The sequence below is a fragment of the Shewanella subflava genome (genome assembly GCF_025971955.1).
Lineage (GTDB): Bacteria > Pseudomonadota > Gammaproteobacteria > Enterobacterales > Shewanellaceae > Shewanella > Shewanella subflava.
On the sequence record NZ_JAPDMX010000030.1, the window covers coordinates 13,893 to 35,348 of the forward strand.

A 21,456-nucleotide genomic window follows, 5' to 3' on the forward strand; every position below is an offset into this window, starting at 1 on the left:
TATTCATAAACAAGCATTTAACCACTCGCAACAGCGTTTCTTGACCATTGTGCGCTGTATGATAGACATTTAAAATAAATATAACCTTGAAAGATCCCCTTGTGCTTGTTATCAATTAAAAATTGGCTTGAGATAATTTAAACGATAACGATTAGTTAATGCTTTAATTTTGAGGCATATTTATAATAAAAATCTTATTGATTTTATAAGAATCGCTATAGGAAATATAAATGGGCATTTTTTCAAAAAATTTCAATCAGTCCATTGTCAGTCATACGCTGGTTTCTGTTGGCATTCGAATTTTGTTTGTTATCTCTTTGGTTACAACAATCAGTTATTTCCATATTTTTTCTAACATGGAATCAACTAAATTATCAGAAATTCAATCGTTTACCCAAGAAAGAGCCGCAAGGGAAAGTCAAGTGTTTACCTTGGCAGAGGATAACCACAAACTGCTGAAAAAAGCGATTCTTGATGCCTATCACCCCGCTAATGCCTCACAAAAGCAGACGTTTTTTGATGAACAGCTTGTCGTTCAAGAAGATGGAGGTATTCGTGTCAATCCAGAAATATTCAATGCTGACGACGGCGCAGGTGTGTGGGTAGCCAAAAATGTTGATATTACCGATGAGTTGAAATATCGCGTTGGTTTATTACATCAACTTGTTAGTGATTATGGTAAAAGTTGGCGTAATCGGTTCATTAATACCTATGCATTTGGTATTGAAAATTTTGCCGCTATTTACTGGCCATCAATAGCAGACTTTACTTACCGTCTCGAGGCCGATTTCGATATTCGGCTTGAAGAATATTTTGCCATATCGATTGAAGAGAATAATCCGCAGAAAAAAACTGTTTGGACTGGCGTTTACCGAGATAAACAAGCCGATATTTGGATGGTATCTATTGAAACCCCCATTTATTACCAGCAACAGCATATTGCAACCATTGGCAATGACATGTCATTGGATGAATTATTTAAAAGAACCCTAAATCAAGCGCCTCAAGGCGGCTATAACCTTATTTTTCGGCAAGATGGCAGATTAATTGCGCATCAAAAATATGTGCAACAGCTCAAAGAGTTTGATGGTAATTTTATCATCAATCAAAATGGTGATGATGATTTAAAGTCCATTTATCAAACGGTCATTAATGCTGATGATAAGCAGCAAATGATTGAGCTACCTTCTTTGCGGGCTTATTTAATGGTCAGTAAATTAGATGGACCAGGATGGTATTATGTTAGCGTAATTCCCAAGTCGGTGGTGACCAGTGTGGCTTCAAATACGGCGATAATCGTTTTTATTTCCGGATTCATCGCGCTGGTAATCGAATTACTGGTGTTATTCGTGGTAATGAAACAAAAAATTACCCGACCATTATCTCATCTTAATCAAGCCACATTAGCCCTAACACAAGGCCTGAAAGCCGAACATATTGATGAAACTCGTCCTGATGAGCTCGGACGCTTAGCACAAGCATTTAATCTGATGAATCAAAATTTGATTAAACGAGATAAACAGCTAGCTAATGCAAATTTGGTATTAGAACAACAATTACAGCAAATACAATTAAGCCAAGACAGTTTAACGAATGCTCAGGCCATTGCTCGTTTGGGAAGCTGGCAATATGACACCACCACACGCAAATTAACGGTTTCAAAGCAATTAATATTGTTATTACAACTAGAAAATTTACCGCAAGATGAACTCAATTTACCGTTTTTATTTGATTGTTTAAGTAACAGTGGGCTTGATGAAATTACCGCGGTTTATCAGTGTTTTATCATCGAAGAAAAAGCGTTTAATTTTGTTCATAAGCTAAATGATGTCAATAAGCCTCAAGGTATACAGTATGTGCATTCAACTGGACAGGCTAGTGAAGATGGGCGAGTGCTTTCGGGAACGGTGCAAGATATCACCTCACAATATAAAGCTGAGCAAGCAAAAATAGAAAGCCAGAGGTTGTTTAACAATGTTTTTGAAAACTCTACGATTAGTATGGCAGTAGTCAGTTTAGACGGACAAATACAACAAGCAAATAGTACAATGTGCCAGACCTTTGGTTACACCCAAGATGAAATATGCCAGTTAAATTATATTGATTTACTACCCCTTGATGAACGCAGTGGCGGTGATGGTGAATTAGAAATAATTCAGCATGTTAAGTCAGCTTCCTACGACACAGAACGCGTATTAGTGTGTAAGGATGGGACCGAACTTTATTGTTATATAAATGTATTTGTGCAAAAAAACGCGCATGGTTTATCTGATTATATTTTCATACAGTGCATTGATATTAGTTTAAGAAAACAAGCTGAGGTGAAGCTCAATCAATTAGCGTTTCATGATCCTTTAACAAAGCTAGCTAACAGAACTTTATTCATTGAGTTTTTAACAAAAGCAATCAAACAATACCACCGTAATCATAAGTACAATTTTGCTTTACTATTCCTTGATCTTGATGGCTTTAAATTGGTTAACGATAGTCTAGGGCATTTAGAGGGCGATAAATTACTCGTTGATTTTTCAGAAAGACTAAATCGGATTATTCGTAATTCTGATACTTTAGCCAGATTTGGTGGTGATGAATTTTGTGTATTAATGGAATACATCAACGATGATCAACAGGCCATTGATTTGGCTCAGCGAATTAACATCGCACTTTCAGAGCCATTTATATTAAAAAAAGAGTCTGTTATTACCAATGCTAGTATCGGTATCGTTTTAGCCAATGAAAACTTAATGGAAGCGCAGGATTATCTTCGTGATGCTGACAGCGCTATGTACCATGCAAAACAAAATGGTAGAGGATGTTATGCGGTATTTAATGCAGATATGCATAAAGTGGCTAAGGCACAGTTAAGGCTGCGCAATGAATTGAGTCAAGCGTTGGATGATAAACACCTTGTCGCATTTTTTCAGCCAATTATTAATGCCCAAAATGGGCAGATTGCTGGTTTCGAGGCACTTGTTCGTTGGTTCCATCCAACCGAAGGCTTGATAGAGCCCGATGCCTTTTTACGCATGGCTGAAGACATTGGGCGAATAGCAGAAATTGATTATTTTGTGATAGATAAAGCAATCGAGCAAATTGTTGAATGGCGTATATCGTTCAATAGGGATGATTTATCCATTAGCTGTAATGCCTCAAGTGAATTATTGTCGACTTACCATGTCGTTGACAAAATTAATAATATTCTAGAGAAACATGCATTTCCCGCAAATTGTTTAAATATTGAAATAACCGAAAGTGTATTAATCAATGATCCAGAAGTGACATTGAAGATTTTACATCAGCTTGACGGACTCGGTATTAATATTCATTTAGATGACTTTGGTACTGGGTATTCTTCTTTGAGTTATTTACATCGTTTTCCGATCCATAACATCAAAATCGACAGAAGTTTTATTAGCCGATTAATGGATAACGAAAAAGATCAAGCGATCGTTGAAAGTATCGTGTTACTTGCTAATAGGCTAGGAATTGGCGTGACAGCAGAAGGTGTCGAAACGGTCTCGCAATATGAGGCATTGCAACAGATTGGGGTTGCTAGAACCCAAGGTTATTACCATGGGAAGCCAATGGCGCAAGATGCCGCATTAGCACTTTTATCAGCTGAAACCAATCTGGTTCAAGACGGACAATAGTACTAAATTATCCATTTAATGCTTTAACCCCTCATCTAGAAAATAGTGGACCCCATGCGGCTCGATAAATTTGTTTTAAAAAGTACCCAATTAACAAAATCTGAAGTAGTAACACAAATTACGAAAGGCAATGTTTTCGTTAATGGTGCGATGGAAACACGATTAAATTGTCAGGTACACGAAGATAACAAGATTGAACATTGTGGCGTATTACTTGTACCTAGACCTTTTCGGTACATGCTAATGCATAAGATGGCTAACACATTGAGTGCTAATAATGACGGACATTATCCGTCATTACTGACGGCGTTAGAAATTAAAAATAAAGATGAGTTACACATAGTCGGGCGCCTAGATGCTGATACAACAGGATTGGTATTAATTACCGATGATGGACGTTGGTCCTTCAATATTACCCGACCACAGAGTGACTGCCCGAAAGTGTATCGAGTGATATTAGCCAAGCCTATTAATGATGAAGCGGTAAGTAAAATTCAGCAAGGCTTGTTATTACAAGGCGAAACCAAGCCCACATTGGCTGCAAAAGTAGACATTATTAATGACTATGAAGTGAAGTTGACCATCTATGAAGGACGCTATCATCAAGTCAAAAGAATGTTTTTTGCGGTAGGCAATAGGGTCAATAAATTGCACCGTGAACAAATTGGAAATGTGATGTTAGATATCCCTGAAGGACAATGGCGCTTATTAACCCACGCTGAAGTGATGTCATTTAGTTAACGATTGTGTTAATCATAAATCATGAATGCAATGACTAAAAATAATCATAAGCCGCAAAACGCCTGATTATAGTATTTAACATCTTCTGTTCACAATAAATTGATTTTTAATGATTATTTAGTGATAGCTCGTAAGCATGATGGTTTCCATTTCCATAAACGTCAAGAATAGGTGAGGTAAAGCGATTATTGAACCACAAGCTGAGCTGCTAATGACAATGAAAATGTGGGCCTTGTTCTGAAAAAACGCTGAATAAATGTGCTTTTTAAAGTAGACCTAAAAATAAGTCAAAGTGCTACCTTCTTTAGAGGTACTGCATTCAGGGGCATCCATGCTAGTGGCCTATGGATTAAGTTTATCGGGCGTGGTGACTATGATGATTTTTGCCATATTGTATGCAGGGCATTTTTGAACAAACGTAAATGATTTACCTATACTGTTTTAATATTATTAAAGATTTAACTCACTCTAAAATTAACCAAAGGATTGATAGATGAATTCAAAAAATGATTTTGCATCAGGAGCTTTTACCCAGGCGGTAATTGATGCAGCTATTAAAGTTGCCCTGGTATTTGTGATGGTAATTTGGTGTTTTCAAATTATTAAACCTTTTTTAATGCCCATTTTATGGGGGGGGATTATTGCAATTGCGCTTTATCCTATTGTAATGGTGTTGGCCAATAAGCTGAAAATATCGGTGGGTAAATCCAGTCTGATCGTTACCTTGTTAGCATTGTCACTATTGATTACCCCAAGTGTGTTATTTTCTGAAGCATTAGTCTCTGGTACAACAGATTTTGTATCTGACATAAAAGAGGGAACATTTGTGATCCCTGTGCCAAAAGATTCGGTGGCAGAGTTGCCCGTTGTTGGTAAAAAGCTGCATGCATTTTGGTTGCATTTATCGGTAGATTTACAGGATGTTATCCAAGAAAATAAAGAGCTCATAACCAGTTTTTCTGCATCCGCAGCTTCAGCAATTGGTAGCTTTGGATTAACCATTCTGCAATTCATCATTTCTATCATTATTGCTGGTGTATTTATGAAGCATGCCGATGGTTCTGGGCAAATGTTTTATAAAATAGCCGTAAAATTAGCTGGAAGTCATGGTAATGAATTTGGCTCACTTGCCGTCGCTACAGTGCGCAGTGTGGTGCAAGGTGTTATTGGCGTGGCCTTTATTCAATGCATATTAGCCGGTATTGGTATGGGGCTGGTTGGCGTTCCAGGCACTGGGATTTGGATGTTGTTAGTGTTGATTTTAGCGATAGTTCAATTACCCGCAATAATAGTATTAGGTCCAATTATTGCGTATGTGTATACAGTAGAAAGCTCGACCGTTGCGACAATATTTATGATTTGGAGTATTGTCGTTGGTAGCAGTGATACGTTTTTGAAGCCAATGTTAATGGGCCGGGGAGTTGATATCCCCATGCTGGTTATTCTGCTAGGCGCAATTGGTGGTATGTTACTTTCAGGAATAGTGGGATTATTCGTTGGCGCAGTGGTGTTAGCATTAAGCTATAAGCTATTCTCTGCATGGTTAGTGATTGAAATAACTGAAGCGCCTGTAGTAGAAGAAAGCAAAGATAAACTTGAAACTCAAGGTTAATCTAAGCTGATGCATCCACTCTGTATTCTTGTTTCGCGCTTTAAAGCAATGCGTAATTTAACGGTTTAATAAATGACGCTTTAAAATAAAAAGGCCAATTTCATAATTGGCCTTTTTACTTACCAGTAATTAATCTCAACTCAGGTGAAGAGATGGGCTCAATAAGCACAATTCAACAGATTGAGCTTATTTTGTCGCAAACTTGACATTTGTTTTGAATATCAGCGCATTAACACGTCAATAGTGAGCCTATTGCACGTTAATGAAACACCGTTAGCAAGACAAAGGGTTTGGTAAGCGTTTATTATCCACAGCTGAAGTTAATTAAGTACCATGGTTATTATAAACCTTGGTAAAGGGTTTCAATCCATTTATCTTGATTGATAAATGCCCAGCTCCAAGTTTTATATTCTTCAGGTACACCCATTTTTTTTATGTCTTCTAAGCTATGACCATGGGCCTTTTTTGCTCTCATCCAATTAATGCTGTCATCCAACATATGTTTGAATTTTAGTAAATCATCTTTATTAGCCAAGTCACCATGACCAGGAATGATTTGTGTGTTCTTATCGATTTTTGCGATGACAGAGGCGACATTATCGCGATAACCCACTACTGAACCACCACCATTTAAATCGATATAGGGAAATCTGTCTTTAAAGAACAGATCGCCCATGTGAATCACATTGGCCTTTTCCCAACGCACTACACTGTCACCATCGGTATGACCTGGACCTAGGTGAAACACATCTAGTGTGTCTTGGTTAAAATGAATCGATATATGATCCGAGAATGTAATAACAGGTAAAGCAGAGGATGGCGTGTTGCTGTCTGATGATAAACGTTTTAATACATTATGGTGGGCGACTATGGTGCCCTTTTGACCAAAGTGAGCATTACCTCCTGTATGATCACCATGGTAATGGGTATTGACTATATATTTGGGCGTTCCTGGTTGAATGTTATTCAATGACGCAGTGATTTTGTCAGCCAGCGGCGCAAATTGATCATCAATAATCAGTAAACCATCAGATCCCGCTGATACACCGATATTGCCGCCAGAACCGACAAACATGTAGGTTGAACCCGTCAGTTGAGTAGAGGTGATTTTGACATCTTTGAACTTGTCATTAGCGACACTTTGTCCAGCCAGCGACATTGCCGCAATAAACGCGCATGTTGATATTTTTTTAAATCGTTTATTTTTATACGTTAAAGTAGTAAATGACATGACTTATCCTAAAATTAATTTCCAATTTAACTACACAGTCCAAGGTAGCAGCTTTTTGGCATATTTGTCAGCAAGACCTAACCTAATTGCAGCGTTATGGCGCAATATATACAACCCTTGATAGCACAATGGCACTAAATATAAGCTTGTTACAGTGGAGAAGGTCAACCCACCAATAATGGCGATTGCCATGGGCGAATAGGGCGGGCCTCCTCCACCTATTTGGGTGTCTCCCATTGCTAATGGCACTAATCCTAATACCGTTGTCGCCACTGTCATCAACACCGGACGTAATCGTGTAATACATACATTGATAATGGTGTCTGACAACTTATCTAGCGCAGGGGTCATTTGATTAATTTGGTCGACCAACACAATGCCATTATTGACTACGATCCCCATGAGAATAAGGATCCCTATCATCGACATAACCGACATGGGTGTTGCTGTTATCCATAATCCCCAAAATACCCCTGTGATGGAAAACAAAATTGAGGTAATAATCGCCGTGGGTAATAATAATGACTCAAATAAAGCGGCCATAACGATATAAATCATGACGATAGCCAATAACATATTAACAGCCATGATAGATTGGTCTTCGTCCTGACGTTCAAAACCTCCACGCAATGAATAGTTGTAGCCATAGGGAAAATTAACTGAATCCATAACCCGAGTAATCTGCTTTTGAGCTTCTTCGGTTGTTATGTCATCTAAATTTGCGCCTATCGATAATGCGGTTTGTCGATTGTAATGTTTGATGCTGTCAAAACGAGGCACTATGTTAATTTGCGCTAAGCTATCTAAGGTATAAACTCGATCGTCTTTGCGCAAAATGGGCAGCTGCTTTAAGCGTTCCAATGAATATTGCCATGATTTATCGTAGGCGAGTTCAATTCTTAATTCGCCTGACGGGTCATGTCTAAAGGATCTTAAAGGTATGCCTCTAAGTGCCAAGGCAATACTGGATGCAACTTCGTTCAGCTTAACGTCGAGTCTGGCAGCCATTTCTCGGTCAACTATCACGACCACTTCTTGCTGTGCACTATTTACTTCTGAACGAACATCGACAAGGCCATCAATACCGTTTAATAAAGGTACAACTTGATTACTTAAACGGATAAGCTCAGATGTGGAGCGGCCCGTTAACGTCACTCTGACACCATTTTGATCATTACCCCAACCAAATTGTGGAGTCGCAATCGAGAACTTAGGAAATCCTTCACGGATATTTTTCTTGAGTTCCTTCATGTCGATGTCTAAATCTTTTTGCAAAATGATGGTTGATTGTGCATCGTGCGGAGCGTAATAACTATAAACTGCATCGATGTGAAACTTATCCTTGTTGGCGTATAAATAAGCTTCCATTTCAGACACCAAGGCTTCAGTCACTCGTAGGGCATGTCGGCCTTCTAATTGATAATTTATGTAAAGGCGATCATTGCCTTCACCGTCACCTTGGTCTTGTTGCACCATAGATAAAGGCAAAGCCGTTGAGGCCAAAATCAGCACTGAAATCACAGCTGAACGTTTTGGTCTTGCCAATACCCAGGTTAAGCTATTGTGATAAAATGCGGCTAATTTTCCTTGTTTTTCATTCAGGTCAATATCAAAGTGAAATGTATTTAACATCAGCGGAATGAGTGTTTTAGCAACTAATAATGATGCCGCTAGTGAGATACAAATGGCGATAGCCACATGCTCAAGGAAGATAGTCAGCTGAACCTTAACACCAAAAATATTCGGTAAAAACACAATCGCAGTAGTAAGTGTGCCGGCTAACACGGCAAGCGAGACTTTATCGACGCCTACTAATACAGCTGTTCGGTTAGCCTTAGGTTGTGTGATATCGTCAATATGACCCGCTTGTTTTTCCTGCAACACACTCTCTGTTACGACAACGGCATTATCAATCAACATACCGACGGCCAATAATAGCCCCATCATGGATAAGATATTTAAGCTGTAACCCAGAAAATACATTCCTGCCAATGTCATGCAAAGTGAAATCGGGACAGATGACACCACCACTAAGGTCATTTTCAAATTGCGCAAGAATAAATACAACACACCAAATGAAAGCAGGGCACCAATCACACCTGATAGCAGTAAATCTTGTAGTGATGATTTCACACCAAAAGCTTGATCTTCCATGATAAACAGCTTAATGCCATTGAATTGTTTATCTTGCTTTGTCTGTTCGATGACTTTCATCACACGATCAGACACTTCAACTAAGTTGGCACCTGACTCTTTAAAGACATCCAATCCTACAGCATATTTTTGGTCTAAATGGCGCCCTTCAATTTTTTCTGGTAGGGCAAAATTAATTTTAGCAATATCACCAAGGGTAATTCCTGGGATAAGCACTAAGTTATTGATGTCATCAAGGTTGGTAAATTCGCCTTTTGGCGAGACTTGATACACATTGCCATCACTTTTTAAGGTGCCAGCATTAATGACAAAGTTTTGTTCGAGCAAACGGCTCTGTAATATTTGATTACTGATTCCACTGGCGATTAATTTGTCGGCATCAATACGAATATCAATTTGTTTTTGTTCTACACCGTACAATGTCACCTTGGATACGCCATCAACACGCTCCAATGGCTTACGTAATTGTTTATCAAGCAAATCAAAGGCATTTGAGAGCTCTTTTTCACTTGATATCCGAATAGTCAGTACCGGCATATCTGCCGTTGAAAACTGCTGAATAATGACCCGCTCTACATCTTTAGGTAATAAATGCCTTACCGAGTCAATTTTTTCGCGGGCTTCTAAGCTTTTAGTGGCAACTTTTTCTCCCCATTTAAGATTTAGTTGAATAAAGGCGCCATCTTGAGTGGAATCTGAATGCAATTCTTCAATGCCACCAATGGTGGCAAGCGCTTCTTCTAGTACTTTGGTGATGTCTCGCTCAACTTCTGCAGGACTAGAGCCTTTGTAGGGCACCTGAACCATGATTTGTGGAATATCAATTCCAGGAAACATCTCCAGTGGTAACATTCTGCTAGCCGCCATACCAAACAACATGATGGCAACAAAAAACATGCTGGTGGTCACGGGGCGTTTTAACGCCAACTTGGTGATATTCATACTCTCACCTCGGTAGCGCTTGTCAGTTCGGCAGGGGCTGCGTAAGTTTTGCGATCAAATAGACTGTATAAACATGGAATAACCAGTAAAGTGAGTAGGGTTGATAGTAGCAAACCAAAAATAACGGTAATCGCCATTGGTGCTCTAACTTCACTCCCATCACCCATACCTATCGCCATAGGTAATAAACCTAATGCCGTGGTCATTGTGGTCATTAGAATAGGGCGTAAACGTGACTTGGTAGCTTGTTCAATGGCAGTTATTTTATCCATACCATCAACACGTAATTGATTAATTCTATCGACCAATACAATGGCATTGTTAACGACAATACCCGCCAACATAATTAAACCAATAAATACCACAACACTTAGGTGAGTGTTGGTTAAAAATAAGCCAAGAATACTGCCGGCAACCGCCATAGGAATGGCGATTAAAATCAGTAATGGGTGCAGTAGTGATTCAAACTGACTCGCCATCACTAAATAAACAAGAAATATGGCTAACACTAAGGCTATTTTTAATGAGTTAAATGAATGTTCCATTTCTTCATTTTGACCACCAAAGTTGGTTTGAATTGATGAGGATAACTGCTGCTTATCCAATATCAATTTGGCTTCCGCGACCGCATCACTTAAGTCACCAAAGCCAAGGTTGGCAGAGACAATTGCAACGCGTTGCTGGCTTATGCGGTTAATTGCAGAGGGGCCAACTTGTAATTGAATGTCTGCCACAGCACTCAACGGAATGGGTTGTGAACTATTTGGATTGATGATCAGCGAATCAATATCAGATATTTGATCGCGCTCTGATAATTCACTTCGAACTAAAATATCTACTTTTCGATCTCGAACCGTATATTGACTCGCAACCGTGCCGCCGACACGCTGTGCGATACGTGCTGCAACCGTGGGTGCATCCATACCTAGAGCGGCCAGTCTTTGATGATCAAATTGAATACTGATCTCAGGCTGGCCATCACGTAAGCTAGTATTCAAATCTGTAAATCGTGCCGATTGACCCAGTGCATCAACCAACTTATCTGCACTGCTTTTTAATTGAGCTAAATCGTAGCCAGATAATTCAATTTCTAATGGTGTTTTAAAACTGAATAACTCAGGTTGCTCTATCTTCGCATCTAATTCAGGGATCCGTTTCGCGGTTTGTCGTAATATGGATGCCACAGATTCAAATGCGCTAGCATCGGCAAGCACGACCTGAAGTCTGCCCCAATTCTCTCCGCCTCTTGCTGTGTCAGAGGTCATAAGACCACCACTGCCAGCTTGGCTGAAGGTATGCTTTACGTCAGGGTTGTCAGTGATTGTCAGAGCCAATTGTTGAAGCACTTTGTCCGTCTCGCTGACTTCTGTGCCTGGTGGCAAGAGCAGTTCAACATAAAACTCGCCTTGATTCATCGGTGGGATCAATTCCATCCCCAATTTAGGTAACAAACTACCCGCACCAAGGGTGATACCTAGCGCGATAAACAAGGTCAGCACTTGATGCTTGAGCACATGGATCAGCAAGTGGTCGTACATTTTGGCAATGGTGTTATAACCGTAGTTAAATGCTGTAGCCAAAGGACGCATTACAAAGCCTATCAACCAACTTACAAATCGAACCAACACAATACCAAAGGTCAGTAAACCTGCAGGAATATAACGGAACAGTAATTTAAAGGGCCAACTAATCACAGCTAGAGTGTAAAACCGCCATTTTGCCAATCGAGTTGTTGGCTTAACTGCTGGTTCATCTTGCGTCGATGGCGGCAGACTGTTAACCCCCTTACGCGACGCCAACATGGGGATGGCTGTTAAGGCGACAAATAAAGACGCCAGTAACGCAAAGGTCACGGTCAGTGCCTGATCGGCAAACAGTGCACCTGCAATTCCATCAACAAAGACTAAAGGAACAAACACCGCCAGTGTTGTGAGGGTTGAGGCCACAATTGCACCTGAAACCTCTTGGCAACCAGCAATAGCAGCGTCCATCTTACTTAATCCCTGAGATTGATATCTGTCTATATTCTCAAGTACAACAATAGCATTATCTACCAACAACCCGATGGCTAATGCAATTCCGCCCAATGACATAATATTGAGACTGATATCGGCAAAGTACATCATGTTAAATGTGGCAATCACAGAAAAGGGGATTGAGATGGAAATAATTAATGTCGCCACAATATTTCGTAAGAATAGGTAAATGACTAACATGGCCAAAATACTGCCAATGAGCGCAGACGATGTGACCTCATTTACAGCACTTTCAATAAATTCAGATTGATCATAAATAATATTGAGCTGTTTATTCTCATCTGCTTTATTGATTTTTTCTAACTCTGCTTGCAATTTTTTTGCTACGGTAACCGTGTTCGCATCGCCTTCTTTATAAATCGCGAGTTCGATAGACTCAACCGAGCCAATGCGCGTAATATCAGTACGTTCTTTATATGCGTCACTGATTTGTGCCACTTCACTTAAACGCACTAAAGTTTGCCCATCACGAAAAACAATCACATTACCTAACTCTTCCAGTGAATTAAATTGATTCAATGTTCTGACTAAATACTCTTTGTCACTTTGAATCACTTTACCGGCAGAAAGGTTAATGTTCTCTTGATTGATCCGCTGTTTTATATCATCCGCATTGAGGTTAAGTTGTGCCAGTTTTTGCTGATTCAACAGAATATGTACCTCTTGTTCAAGCCCTCCCGATAACCTGACCGCTGCAACACCTGAAAGTGCTTCTAAGCGGCGTTTCAGTTCTTCTTCAGCAAATGTCCGCATTTGCTTAAGGTTACTTTCCGTCGCATCTGGTACTGAAAATGCTAAACGCATAATAGGATCAAGATTGGGGTTAAATCTCAACAAAAGCGGCTTATTTATATCAAGTGGTAGTTCAATGGTGTCGAGTTTTTCTCGTACTTCGAGGCTTGCCATATCCATATTGCTGCCCCATTCAAATTCAAGCACCACATCAGACATGCCTGAACGAGAGATAGAGCTAATTTTTCTTAGCCCCTTAACAACGCCAACGGCTTCTTCAATAGGCTTTGATACCAATTGCTCAATTTCAACGGGCGCTGCTCCATCATAAGCGGTGCGGATGGTGACACTTGGGTAGCTTAAATCCGGCAGCAACATTACTGCAAGTCGGCTAAATCCGACCATACCGAATAGCATGACCGCAAGCATAAGCATCCAAACCGACACAGGGCGATTAACAGAAGTGTTAATGATTGACATAAAATCGCTCCGTTATTTAATAGCCGCAACATTTAGAGGCTGAATCACTTCTACAAGAGATTGATCCTTTAAGTTCTGTTGGCCACGGATGACGATTTGCTCACCTAAAGCAACGCCTGATATCACCTCAACGGTATTATCTTGACGATAACCTAGACTGACGACTCGACGTTGTGCAATCGCGTCTTTGATAACATATATAGCTTGAGTATCATCCTGATTGATTAGCGCGTTATATGGCACGGTTATCACATCATCATGGGTGTCATATTTAATTTCGACCCGAGTAAACATACCTGCTTTTAATTGGGCATTTTTATTCGGTACCGCTAATGTGACTTTAAAGGTGCCACTCTGGGCATCCACAATCGGGCTGATCCTTAGTACAGTGGCATCGACCATATTTGTATCATGTTGATTTTGACGGACGCTTGCATGTTGGCCTAAGCGAAGGCTAGGAAGCTGTTGCTCAGGTAAATGCACGATGCCGTGGAGTTCGTCTTGGTTAACAACATAGAATAATTCGTCAAATTCACGCACCATGTTGCCTTGCTTAACATGCCTTTTTGCTACGATACCGTTGATAGGCGAGACGATACGGCTTTCTTTGACTTGCAGTTCAGCCAAATCGCGCTTTGCAATGGCTGCTTGTAGGTTAAATTCGAGTTTAGCCATTGTGTCCTGGCTAATAAACTCTTTGTTTGTCATCTTGCGTAAGCGATTTAATTCTTGCTCGATAATTTGTACTTCAGCCTGTGAGCGATTGAAGTCGTATTGCTGACGTTTTGCATCGATAACGGCGAGTACTTGTCCTGTGGTAACGCGATCACCTTCTTCAACATTAATGTTTTCAATTAATCCAGAAATTCGCGTCATCACGTGGGCTTCTTGAGGCGCTTCTAGGGTTGCGGTTGTGCTATAGAAAGAGGATACATTGCCCAAAGCCACTAATGTGGTTTCAACGGGAACAGCAAATTTGTCTTCTTCTTTTGTTTGCTCTTCTTCTCCATTACATCCCGCTAGCATCACTAAACAACAAAAAGGGATAATAAATTTTTTTACTGATTGAATCCTGTCCATTGGAACCTGCCTTAAATAATTATGCTGTTCTACGTTACGAATGAAACCGTTTGAGCTGCTATAAGCCTACGCCGTTTAACGGCTTCGTCACGCTGACTTTTGTAACAAATGTTGATTTATTGTGGTGTGCAATGCAGGGAGTGTGCCAATAGGGTTTGTTGTTTATTTACAGTGTTTTATGGAGGGGGATTTATTTTTGAAGATCGTAAGGGGGTATTTTGTAGTGAAAAAAATAACAAATTAGTCATAATGACTAACATGTTTTTTATCTGAATATCTCCGGTTGTATTTCTTAACCATTTTTACTGCGTTATCGATTATTTAGGATGAGTACATTACGGAGTATCAGCTTTGTACGAATGATCAACCATTGGCTGAAAATAAAACCTTGAAGATCTACAGGCTAAATCTTATCCCCCAAGAGACTCAGTAGTCTCTGGGGGGACATGAGATAGTTAGATAGTGACGTGGGTATAACTAGAGGATGTTACTGGGTCTGATGAGGGTTTCATTTCAGGGCAGGTTGCTAATACGCTGATATTTTCATTCGCGTCGATTTGTTCTAAGCTCACTTTAAAGCCCCATAAACGATGTAAATGCTTTAAAACTTCACTTACATTATCCGACAGCGGAATATTATTTTGCGGCGTATAACGTAAGGTGAGTGATCTATCGCCATTGACCTGTACATTTTGCACCTGAATATTCGGTTCAATATTAGATAAATTGTATTGTTGCGATAACATATTGCGAATTTCTTGATAACCAGTTTCATCATGGATAGCGGAAACATGAATAAATGAACGTTTATCGTCATCTAAAATGCCAAATAGTTTGAAGTCTCGAATCACTTTTGGTGACAGGTACTGGCTAATAAAGCTCTCGTCTTTAAAGTTTTTCATTGCAAAATGCACTGTAGACAACCAATCACTGCCAGCAATATCTGGGAACCAATATTTGTCTTCGTCGGTTGGGTTTTCGCATATGCGTCTGATGTCGACAAACATACTAAAACCTAGAGCGTAAGGATTTATTCCATTGTAATATGGGCTGTTGTACGCTGGTTGTGCGACCACCGCTGTGTGACTTTGTAAGAATTCAAGCATAAATCTGTCCGTCACTTTGCCGCTGTCGTATAAATGATTGAGAATGGTGTAATGCCAAAAAGTGGCCCAACCTTCGTTCATTACTTGTGTCTGTTTTTGCGGGTAAAAATATTGGGCCATTTTCCTAACAATACGGACAATTTCACGTTGCCAAGGTTCAAGTAGTGGGGCGTTTTTTTCTAAAAAATAGAGAATATTTTCTTGTGGCTCAGATGGAAATTGTTTTCGTTTGGTTTCAACATGCTCCTGATTGCTGGTGGGCACGGTGCGCCATAAATCATTAACCTGACTTTGTAGGTATGCTTCGCGGTCTTTTTGTCTTGCTTTTTCTTCGCTATAGGATATTTCAGAAGGGCGCTTGTATCTATCAACACCGTAATTCATCAATGCGTGGCATGAGTCAATGGTGAGCTCGACTTGATCAACGCCATACTTGAGTTCGCATTCATGGATATAATTTTTAGCAAATACCAAATAATCAATGATAGAGCTGGCATCGGTCCAGGTTTTGAACAGGTAATTATTTTTAAAAAAGCTATTGTGACCAAAGCTGGCGTGAGCCATCACTAATGCTTGCATCGTTATGGTATTTTCTTCCATAAGGTAGGCAATACAGGGATCTGAATTGATCACAATTTCATATGCTAGTCCCATCTGGCCGCGTTTGTAGCCTTGTTCAGTCTCGATAAATCGTTTCCCAAAAGACCAATGTGTGTAACCAATAGGCATGCCTATGCCTGCATAAGCATCCATCATTTGTTCAGCGGTAATGATTTCAATTTGATTGGGGTATGCATCAATGTTAAAAAATTTAGCTGCCTTTTCAATTTCATCGAGATAGGCTTGCAGCAAGTCGAAAGTCCATTCGGGGCCATCACTTAAAGGCGAACGGGTAGATTTATCCATAGTGCCTCCTAAACAGCTTGTTTTTTAAAGAGTTCTCTAAATACTGGGTAAATATCATCAACTTGCTTGATATGCTGCACCGCCATATTGTCAAAGCTTTGTTGTAATTGTTCATATTCTTGCCACAGTGACTGATGCGCCCTGTGAGTGATTTCGATATAGCTAAAGTACCTAACTAACGGCAATATGTGTTGAGTTAATAGGGTTTTACATACAGGTGAATCATCCGACCAATTATCCCCATCTGATGCCTGCGCCGCATAAATATTCCATTCATTTGCAGGATAGCGTGCCTGCTGGATTTCATGCATTAGTTTTAACGCACTTGATACTATGGTGCCGCCAGTTTCTTGTGAATAGAAAAACTCATGCTCATCAACTTCTTTGGCTTGCGTGTGATGACGTATGTATACCACTTCTAAATTTTTATACGTGCGGGTTAAAAACAGGTATAACAAAATATAAAATCGTTTCGCCATGTCTTTAGTGGCTTGATCCATAGAACCAGACACATCCATTAAACAAAACATGACAGCTTGGCTAGAAGGTTTTTCTTTTTTTGAATAGTTGTTATAGCGCAAATCAAATGTATCTATAAAAGGCACTTTAGCAATTTGCTTTTTGAGTAATTCAATTTGTGCTTTTAAATCAATGATAAGTTCAGCTTTTGAACCAGGCGTATTTTCTAATTCAAACAGTTCTTGCTCAATTTCTTTCAGCAGTTTTTTCTTGCTGCCGCACATCGCGATTCTTCTGGCTAAAGAAGAGCGCAACGAACGGACAATATTAATGTTGGCCGGTACACCATCGTTGGTAAAACCCGCCCGATAGGTCTGGTATTCAACCAACTTGTTCAAGCGATTTTTTTGTAAATTGGGTAACTCTAAATCTTCAAATAATAATTCAAGGTATTCATCTTTTGATATTTGAAATACAAAGTCTTCATTTCCTTCCCCCGAGTCAGAGGCATCTCCTTTGCCAGAACCGCCATTACCTTGTCCACCTTGAGGGCGATCAATTTTGTCACCTCGGTTAAACTTATCATTACCAGGGTGAACCATCTCACGATGCCCCCCTTTACCTTGCCTGAAAAGGGGCTCACTGATATCCCTTGTTGGGATACTGATTTTCTCGCCTTTATCAACATCAGTAACGCTTCGCCTGGTGACAGCATCACTGACAGCCTTTTTAATTTGCTTTTTATATCTTTCGATAAATCGTTGACGATTAACGGTGCTTTTTCCCTTAGCATTCAACCGTCTATCTATAAAATTAGCCATACGAACCTCCCAAGCCTGAATGCAGGCTTTACGCCTTTATACCGCAGAGTAAAGCCTTTGTTGGGTTATGATGATTTACGCACACGTAAATACCATTCTGATAGCAATCTCACTTGCTTCTTGGTATAGCCTTTATCCATCATGCGATTGACAAAATCATCGTGTTTTCGTTGGTCATCGTTTGATGTTTTGCCGTTAAACGAAATCACAGGCAATAAATCTTCCGTATTAGAGAACATTTTCTTTTCAATCACGGTGCGAAGTTTTTCGTAACTTGTCCACAGTGGGTTGTTTCCTTCATTATTAGCTCTCGCTCGAAGTACAAAGTTGACAATTTCATTGCGAAAATCTTTTGGATTGCTTATTCCCGCAGGTTTTTCAATTTTTTCCAATTCAGCATTTAATGCACCGCGATCGAAAAGCTGCCCTGTTTCTGGGTCACGATATTCTTGATCTTGGATCCAAAAATCAGCATAAGTGACATAACGGTCGAAAATGTTTTGACCATATTCGGAGTAAGATTCGAGGTAGGCGGTTTGGATCTCTTTACCGATAAATTCAACATATTTAGGAATAAGATAGCCTTTTAAAAACTCTAAATAGCGCTCACTAAGCTCATTTGGAAACTGTTCCTGCTCTATTTGTTTTTCAAGCACATAGAATAAGTGCACAGGATTAGCTGCAATTTCAGTGTGATCAAAATTAAAAACTTTGGATAGAATTTTAAAGGAAAATCGAGTTGATAGGCCATTCATGCCTTCATCGACACCGGCGTAATCTCGGTATTCCTGATACGATTTGGCTTTCGGATCGGTGTCTTTTAAGCTTTCACCGTTATAGACCCGCATTTTTGAATATATAGACGAATTTTCTGGCGGTTTAATGCGAGATAACACACTAAATTGCGCAAGGGTTTCTAATGTACCTGGTGCACAAGGCGATTTAGATAGCTCTGAATTTGTTAATAATTTTTGATAAATTTCAATTTCTTCTGATACCCTCAAGCAATAGGGGACTTTAACGATATACACACGATCTAAAAAGGCTTCATTATTCTTATTATTTCTAAAGGTTGACCATTCCGACTCGTTACTGTGAGCCAAAATTATTCCTGTATAAGGCAAAGCTGACAAGCCTTCAGTCCCGTTATAATTGCCTTCTTGAGTGGCGGTTAATAGTGGATGTAACACTTTTATCGGTGCTTTGAACATCTCTACAAATTCCATCAACCCTTGATTTGCCCGACACAATGCTCCTGAGTATGCGTAAGCATCGGCATCATCTTGAGAAAAATGCTCTAATTGACGAATATCAACTTTACCGACTAATGCAGAAATATCTTGATTGTTTTCATCCCCAGGTTCGGTTTTAGCAATACCGATTTGATCTAGAATAGAAGGATAAACTTTAACCACTCTAAACTTAGAAATATCACCACCAAACTCATGCAAACGTTTAACTGTCCAAGGGGACATGATGGTTTTCAAGTAGCGGTGAGGGATATTATATTCTTGTTGTAATAAGGCGCCGTCCTCTTCTAAATCGAACAAACAGAAAGGATGGTCATTAACCGGACTGCGCATACCATTAGCGCTTAAAATATAAATAGGGACATGTTGAATCAGTGATTTAAGCTTTTCCGCCAGAGATGATTTCCCACCCCCTACAGGCCCAAGTAAATACAATATTTGTTTAGACTCTTCTAATCCCTGTGCAGAATGTTTAAGGTAAGACACGATTTGCTCAATCGCTTCTTCCATGCCATAAAAATCTTTAAAGGCAGGGTAACGGGAAATAAGCCGGTTTGAAAAAATGCGGCTTAATACCGAATTTTTTGAGGTATCGACAACTTCAGGTTCACCAATAGCCATCAATAAACGCTCAGCTGCGGATACGTAAGCACTCTTATCCTGCTTACAAATTTCAAGAAACTGCTCTAAGGTATATTCCTCATCAAGCTTTTTCTCGTAACGTTGTTGGTAGTGTTCGAAAATGCCCATAATAACCCCCTAAAACATCAATGCCGGGATGGCAACATAATGTGAGGCATAAGTTAATTTGGGGTGTTAACCAAACTATCATTTTGGCCTCTACATATTGAGTTTAGGATAAAAAATAGAAAACTGTGCAAGATAATTATAAATAATTGTTTATAAAACAACGATAAACGTAGCAATTGCAATAGTTGCATTTATTATGGACACACTGACAGATACAAAAAAGGAGCCCTAAGGCTCCTTTGAAAGTTAATGGTAATTGTGATTATGCAAAGTTGCTGTTCACAAATTCCCAGTTAACTAATTGCCAGAAATGGTTTAAGTATTCTGGACGTGCATTACGGTAATCAACGTAATATGCATGTTCCCAAACGTCAACAGTCAGTAATGGGGTAACTGATTCATCAGTTAACGGTGTTGCTGCATTACTGGTGTTAACAATTGCTAATGAACCATCAGCTTTTTTAACTAACCAAGTCCATGCACTACCGAAGTTGTTGACTGCAGAATCGGTAAATTTTGCTTTGAATTCTTCAAAAGAGCCAAAAGATGCATCAATAGCTGCAGCGATTGAACCCGTTGCTGCGCCACCTGCGTTAGGGGCTAAACAGTTCCAATAAAAAGTGTGGTTCCAAACTTGTGCTGCGTTGTTGAACATACCACCAGTAGAAGTTTTAACAACTTCTTCTAAGCTTTTTCCAGCAAACTCGGTTCCTTCAACTAAACCATTTAATTTTACAACATAAGTATTGTGATGCTTACCATAGTGGTACTCAATTGTTTCTTGAGAAATATGTGGTTCTAGTGCGTTCTTTGCATAAGGTAATGCTGGTAATTCGAAAGCCATTAGTCTCTCTCCATGGATTTAGGTTTATCGTTTTTATACCTAATTGGTACATTGCTCTGCAGCTATTGTACTGATTATTTTTGTGATGTGAATCATTGTTTCTTGAATAATACCGATTAAGACGATTCAATAGTTGAATTAATCTATACCCTTACAAACTGTAGCATTTTGTTATTGCGCAAGGTGTCGTACAATATAGGCATTCTAGCTATTCATACTTTGTCTACCATTAGGAATTAAAATGGAAACTGTAGAAAAAATTAAACAGCAGATCAGTGAAAACCCAATCATTGTTTACATGAAAGGCTCTCCTAAATTACCTAGTTGTGGTTTTTCTTCACAAGTTGCACAGGTGATGATTAACTGTGGCGAACAGTTTGCTTTCGTGGATATTTTACAGCACCCAGATATTCGTGCTGAATTACCTAAATATGCAAATTGGCCAACATTCCCTCAATTATGGATTGAAGGCGAGTTGATTGGTGGTTGTGATATCGTCACAGAGATGTTCCAAAAGGGTGAGCTTCAGCCAATCATCAAAGCTACAGCTGATAAATACCGTACAGAAGACGCTGCAGAATAATCTGCAGATTTAATATTCGAGTCATAAAAAACCCAATGCAAGCATTGGGTTTTTTGTTGAGCATCAGCCACTAAAATTA

At 39.5% G+C, this 21,456-nt stretch carries 12 protein-coding genes; 4 read left to right on the forward strand and 8 right to left on the reverse strand.

Annotated features, from left to right (window positions below; translation table 11 throughout):
• Positions 1 to 230 precede the first annotated feature (230 nt).
• The 3 genes from OHT75_RS14370 to OHT75_RS14380 all read left to right on the forward strand — a co-directional run bounded on the left by OHT75_RS14370 (position 231) and on the right by OHT75_RS14380 (position 6,003).
• On the forward strand, positions 231 to 3,650 hold the full coding sequence (locus tag OHT75_RS14370) for an EAL domain-containing protein (RefSeq protein ID WP_264727836.1): 3,420 nt from the start codon (positions 231 to 233) through the stop codon (positions 3,648 to 3,650).
• A 54-nt stretch (positions 3,651 to 3,704) separates the two neighbouring features.
• Positions 3,705 to 4,391, forward strand: coding sequence for a pseudouridine synthase (locus tag OHT75_RS14375; protein ID WP_264727838.1), 687 nt, complete (start codon positions 3,705 to 3,707; stop codon positions 4,389 to 4,391).
• A gap of 493 nt (positions 4,392 to 4,884) precedes the next feature.
• Positions 4,885 to 6,003 carry an AI-2E family transporter gene (locus tag OHT75_RS14380; RefSeq protein WP_264727840.1) on the forward strand — a complete coding sequence of 373 codons (1,119 nt, stop codon included), beginning with the start codon at positions 4,885 to 4,887 and terminating at the stop codon, positions 6,001 to 6,003.
• Positions 6,004 to 6,343: 340 nt separating this feature from the next.
• Here OHT75_RS14380 and OHT75_RS14385 read toward each other — a convergent pair whose 3' ends face one another.
• The 8 genes from OHT75_RS14385 to sodB all read right to left on the reverse strand — a co-directional run bounded on the left by OHT75_RS14385 (position 6,344) and on the right by sodB (position 20,794).
• On the reverse strand, positions 6,344 to 7,234 hold the full coding sequence (locus OHT75_RS14385; protein WP_264727842.1) for an MBL fold metallo-hydrolase: 891 nt from the start codon (positions 7,232 to 7,234) through the stop codon (positions 6,344 to 6,346).
• 30 nt (positions 7,235 to 7,264) lie between these two features.
• A complete protein-coding gene (locus OHT75_RS14390) occupies positions 7,265 to 10,330 on the reverse strand; it encodes an efflux RND transporter permease subunit (RefSeq protein ID WP_264727844.1) in 3,066 nt (1,021 codons plus the stop codon).
• Complete coding sequence (locus tag OHT75_RS14395; protein WP_264727846.1) at positions 10,327 to 13,578, reverse strand: efflux RND transporter permease subunit; 3,252 nt, start codon at positions 13,576 to 13,578, stop codon at positions 10,327 to 10,329. The genes OHT75_RS14390 and OHT75_RS14395 overlap by 4 nt, the downstream gene beginning before the upstream one ends.
• A gap of 12 nt (positions 13,579 to 13,590) precedes the next feature.
• A complete protein-coding gene (locus OHT75_RS14400; protein ID WP_264727848.1) occupies positions 13,591 to 14,658 on the reverse strand; it encodes an efflux RND transporter periplasmic adaptor subunit in 1,068 nt (355 codons plus the stop codon).
• A gap of 455 nt (positions 14,659 to 15,113) precedes the next feature.
• The gene (locus OHT75_RS14405) at positions 15,114 to 16,670 is read right to left on the reverse strand and encodes a SpoVR family protein (RefSeq protein ID WP_264727851.1); all 1,557 of its coding nucleotides are present in this window, start codon (positions 16,668 to 16,670) and stop codon (positions 15,114 to 15,116) included.
• A gap of 8 nt (positions 16,671 to 16,678) precedes the next feature.
• A complete protein-coding gene (locus tag OHT75_RS14410; protein ID WP_264727854.1) occupies positions 16,679 to 17,950 on the reverse strand; it encodes a YeaH/YhbH family protein in 1,272 nt (423 codons plus the stop codon).
• A gap of 65 nt (positions 17,951 to 18,015) precedes the next feature.
• On the reverse strand, positions 18,016 to 19,950 hold the full coding sequence (locus OHT75_RS14415) for a PrkA family serine protein kinase (RefSeq protein WP_264727856.1): 1,935 nt from the start codon (positions 19,948 to 19,950) through the stop codon (positions 18,016 to 18,018).
• 262 nt (positions 19,951 to 20,212) lie between these two features.
• Entirely contained in the window at positions 20,213 to 20,794 is a 582-nt protein-coding gene (gene sodB / locus OHT75_RS14420) for a superoxide dismutase [Fe] (RefSeq protein WP_188839649.1), read from the reverse strand.
• A 241-nt stretch (positions 20,795 to 21,035) separates the two neighbouring features.
• On the opposite strand from sodB, the gene OHT75_RS14425 reads away from it, so the two are divergent.
• Positions 21,036 to 21,377 (forward strand): Grx4 family monothiol glutaredoxin, encoded by a 342-nt coding sequence (locus tag OHT75_RS14425; RefSeq protein ID WP_264727858.1) that lies wholly within the window; start codon positions 21,036 to 21,038, stop codon positions 21,375 to 21,377.
• The last annotated feature ends 79 nt before the right edge of the window (positions 21,378 to 21,456 follow it).

Bases quoted from the DNA above. Each gene is read 5' to 3' on its own strand.
- OHT75_RS14370 (WP_264727836.1), top strand. From the start codon at position 231: ATGGGCATTTTTTCAAAAAATTTCAATCAGTCCATTGTCAGTCATACG.
- OHT75_RS14375 (WP_264727838.1), top strand. From the start codon at position 3,705: ATGCGGCTCGATAAATTTGTTTTAAAAAGTACCCAATTAACAAAATCT.
- OHT75_RS14380 (WP_264727840.1), top strand. From the start codon at position 4,885: ATGAATTCAAAAAATGATTTTGCATCAGGAGCTTTTACCCAGGCGGTA.
- OHT75_RS14385 (WP_264727842.1), bottom strand. From the start codon at position 7,234: ATGTCATTTACTACTTTAACGTATAAAAATAAACGATTTAAAAAAATA.
- OHT75_RS14390 (WP_264727844.1), bottom strand. From the start codon at position 10,330: ATGAATATCACCAAGTTGGCGTTAAAACGCCCCGTGACCACCAGCATG.
- OHT75_RS14395 (WP_264727846.1), bottom strand. From the start codon at position 13,578: ATGTCAATCATTAACACTTCTGTTAATCGCCCTGTGTCGGTTTGGATG.
- OHT75_RS14400 (WP_264727848.1), bottom strand. From the start codon at position 14,658: ATGGACAGGATTCAATCAGTAAAAAAATTTATTATCCCTTTTTGTTGT.
- OHT75_RS14405 (WP_264727851.1), bottom strand. From the start codon at position 16,670: ATGGATAAATCTACCCGTTCGCCTTTAAGTGATGGCCCCGAATGGACT.
- OHT75_RS14410 (WP_264727854.1), bottom strand. From the start codon at position 17,950: ATGGCTAATTTTATAGATAGACGGTTGAATGCTAAGGGAAAAAGCACC.
- OHT75_RS14415 (WP_264727856.1), bottom strand. From the start codon at position 19,950: ATGGGCATTTTCGAACACTACCAACAACGTTACGAGAAAAAGCTTGAT.
- sodB (WP_188839649.1), bottom strand. From the start codon at position 20,794: ATGGCTTTCGAATTACCAGCATTACCTTATGCAAAGAACGCACTAGAA.
- OHT75_RS14425 (WP_264727858.1), top strand. From the start codon at position 21,036: ATGGAAACTGTAGAAAAAATTAAACAGCAGATCAGTGAAAACCCAATC.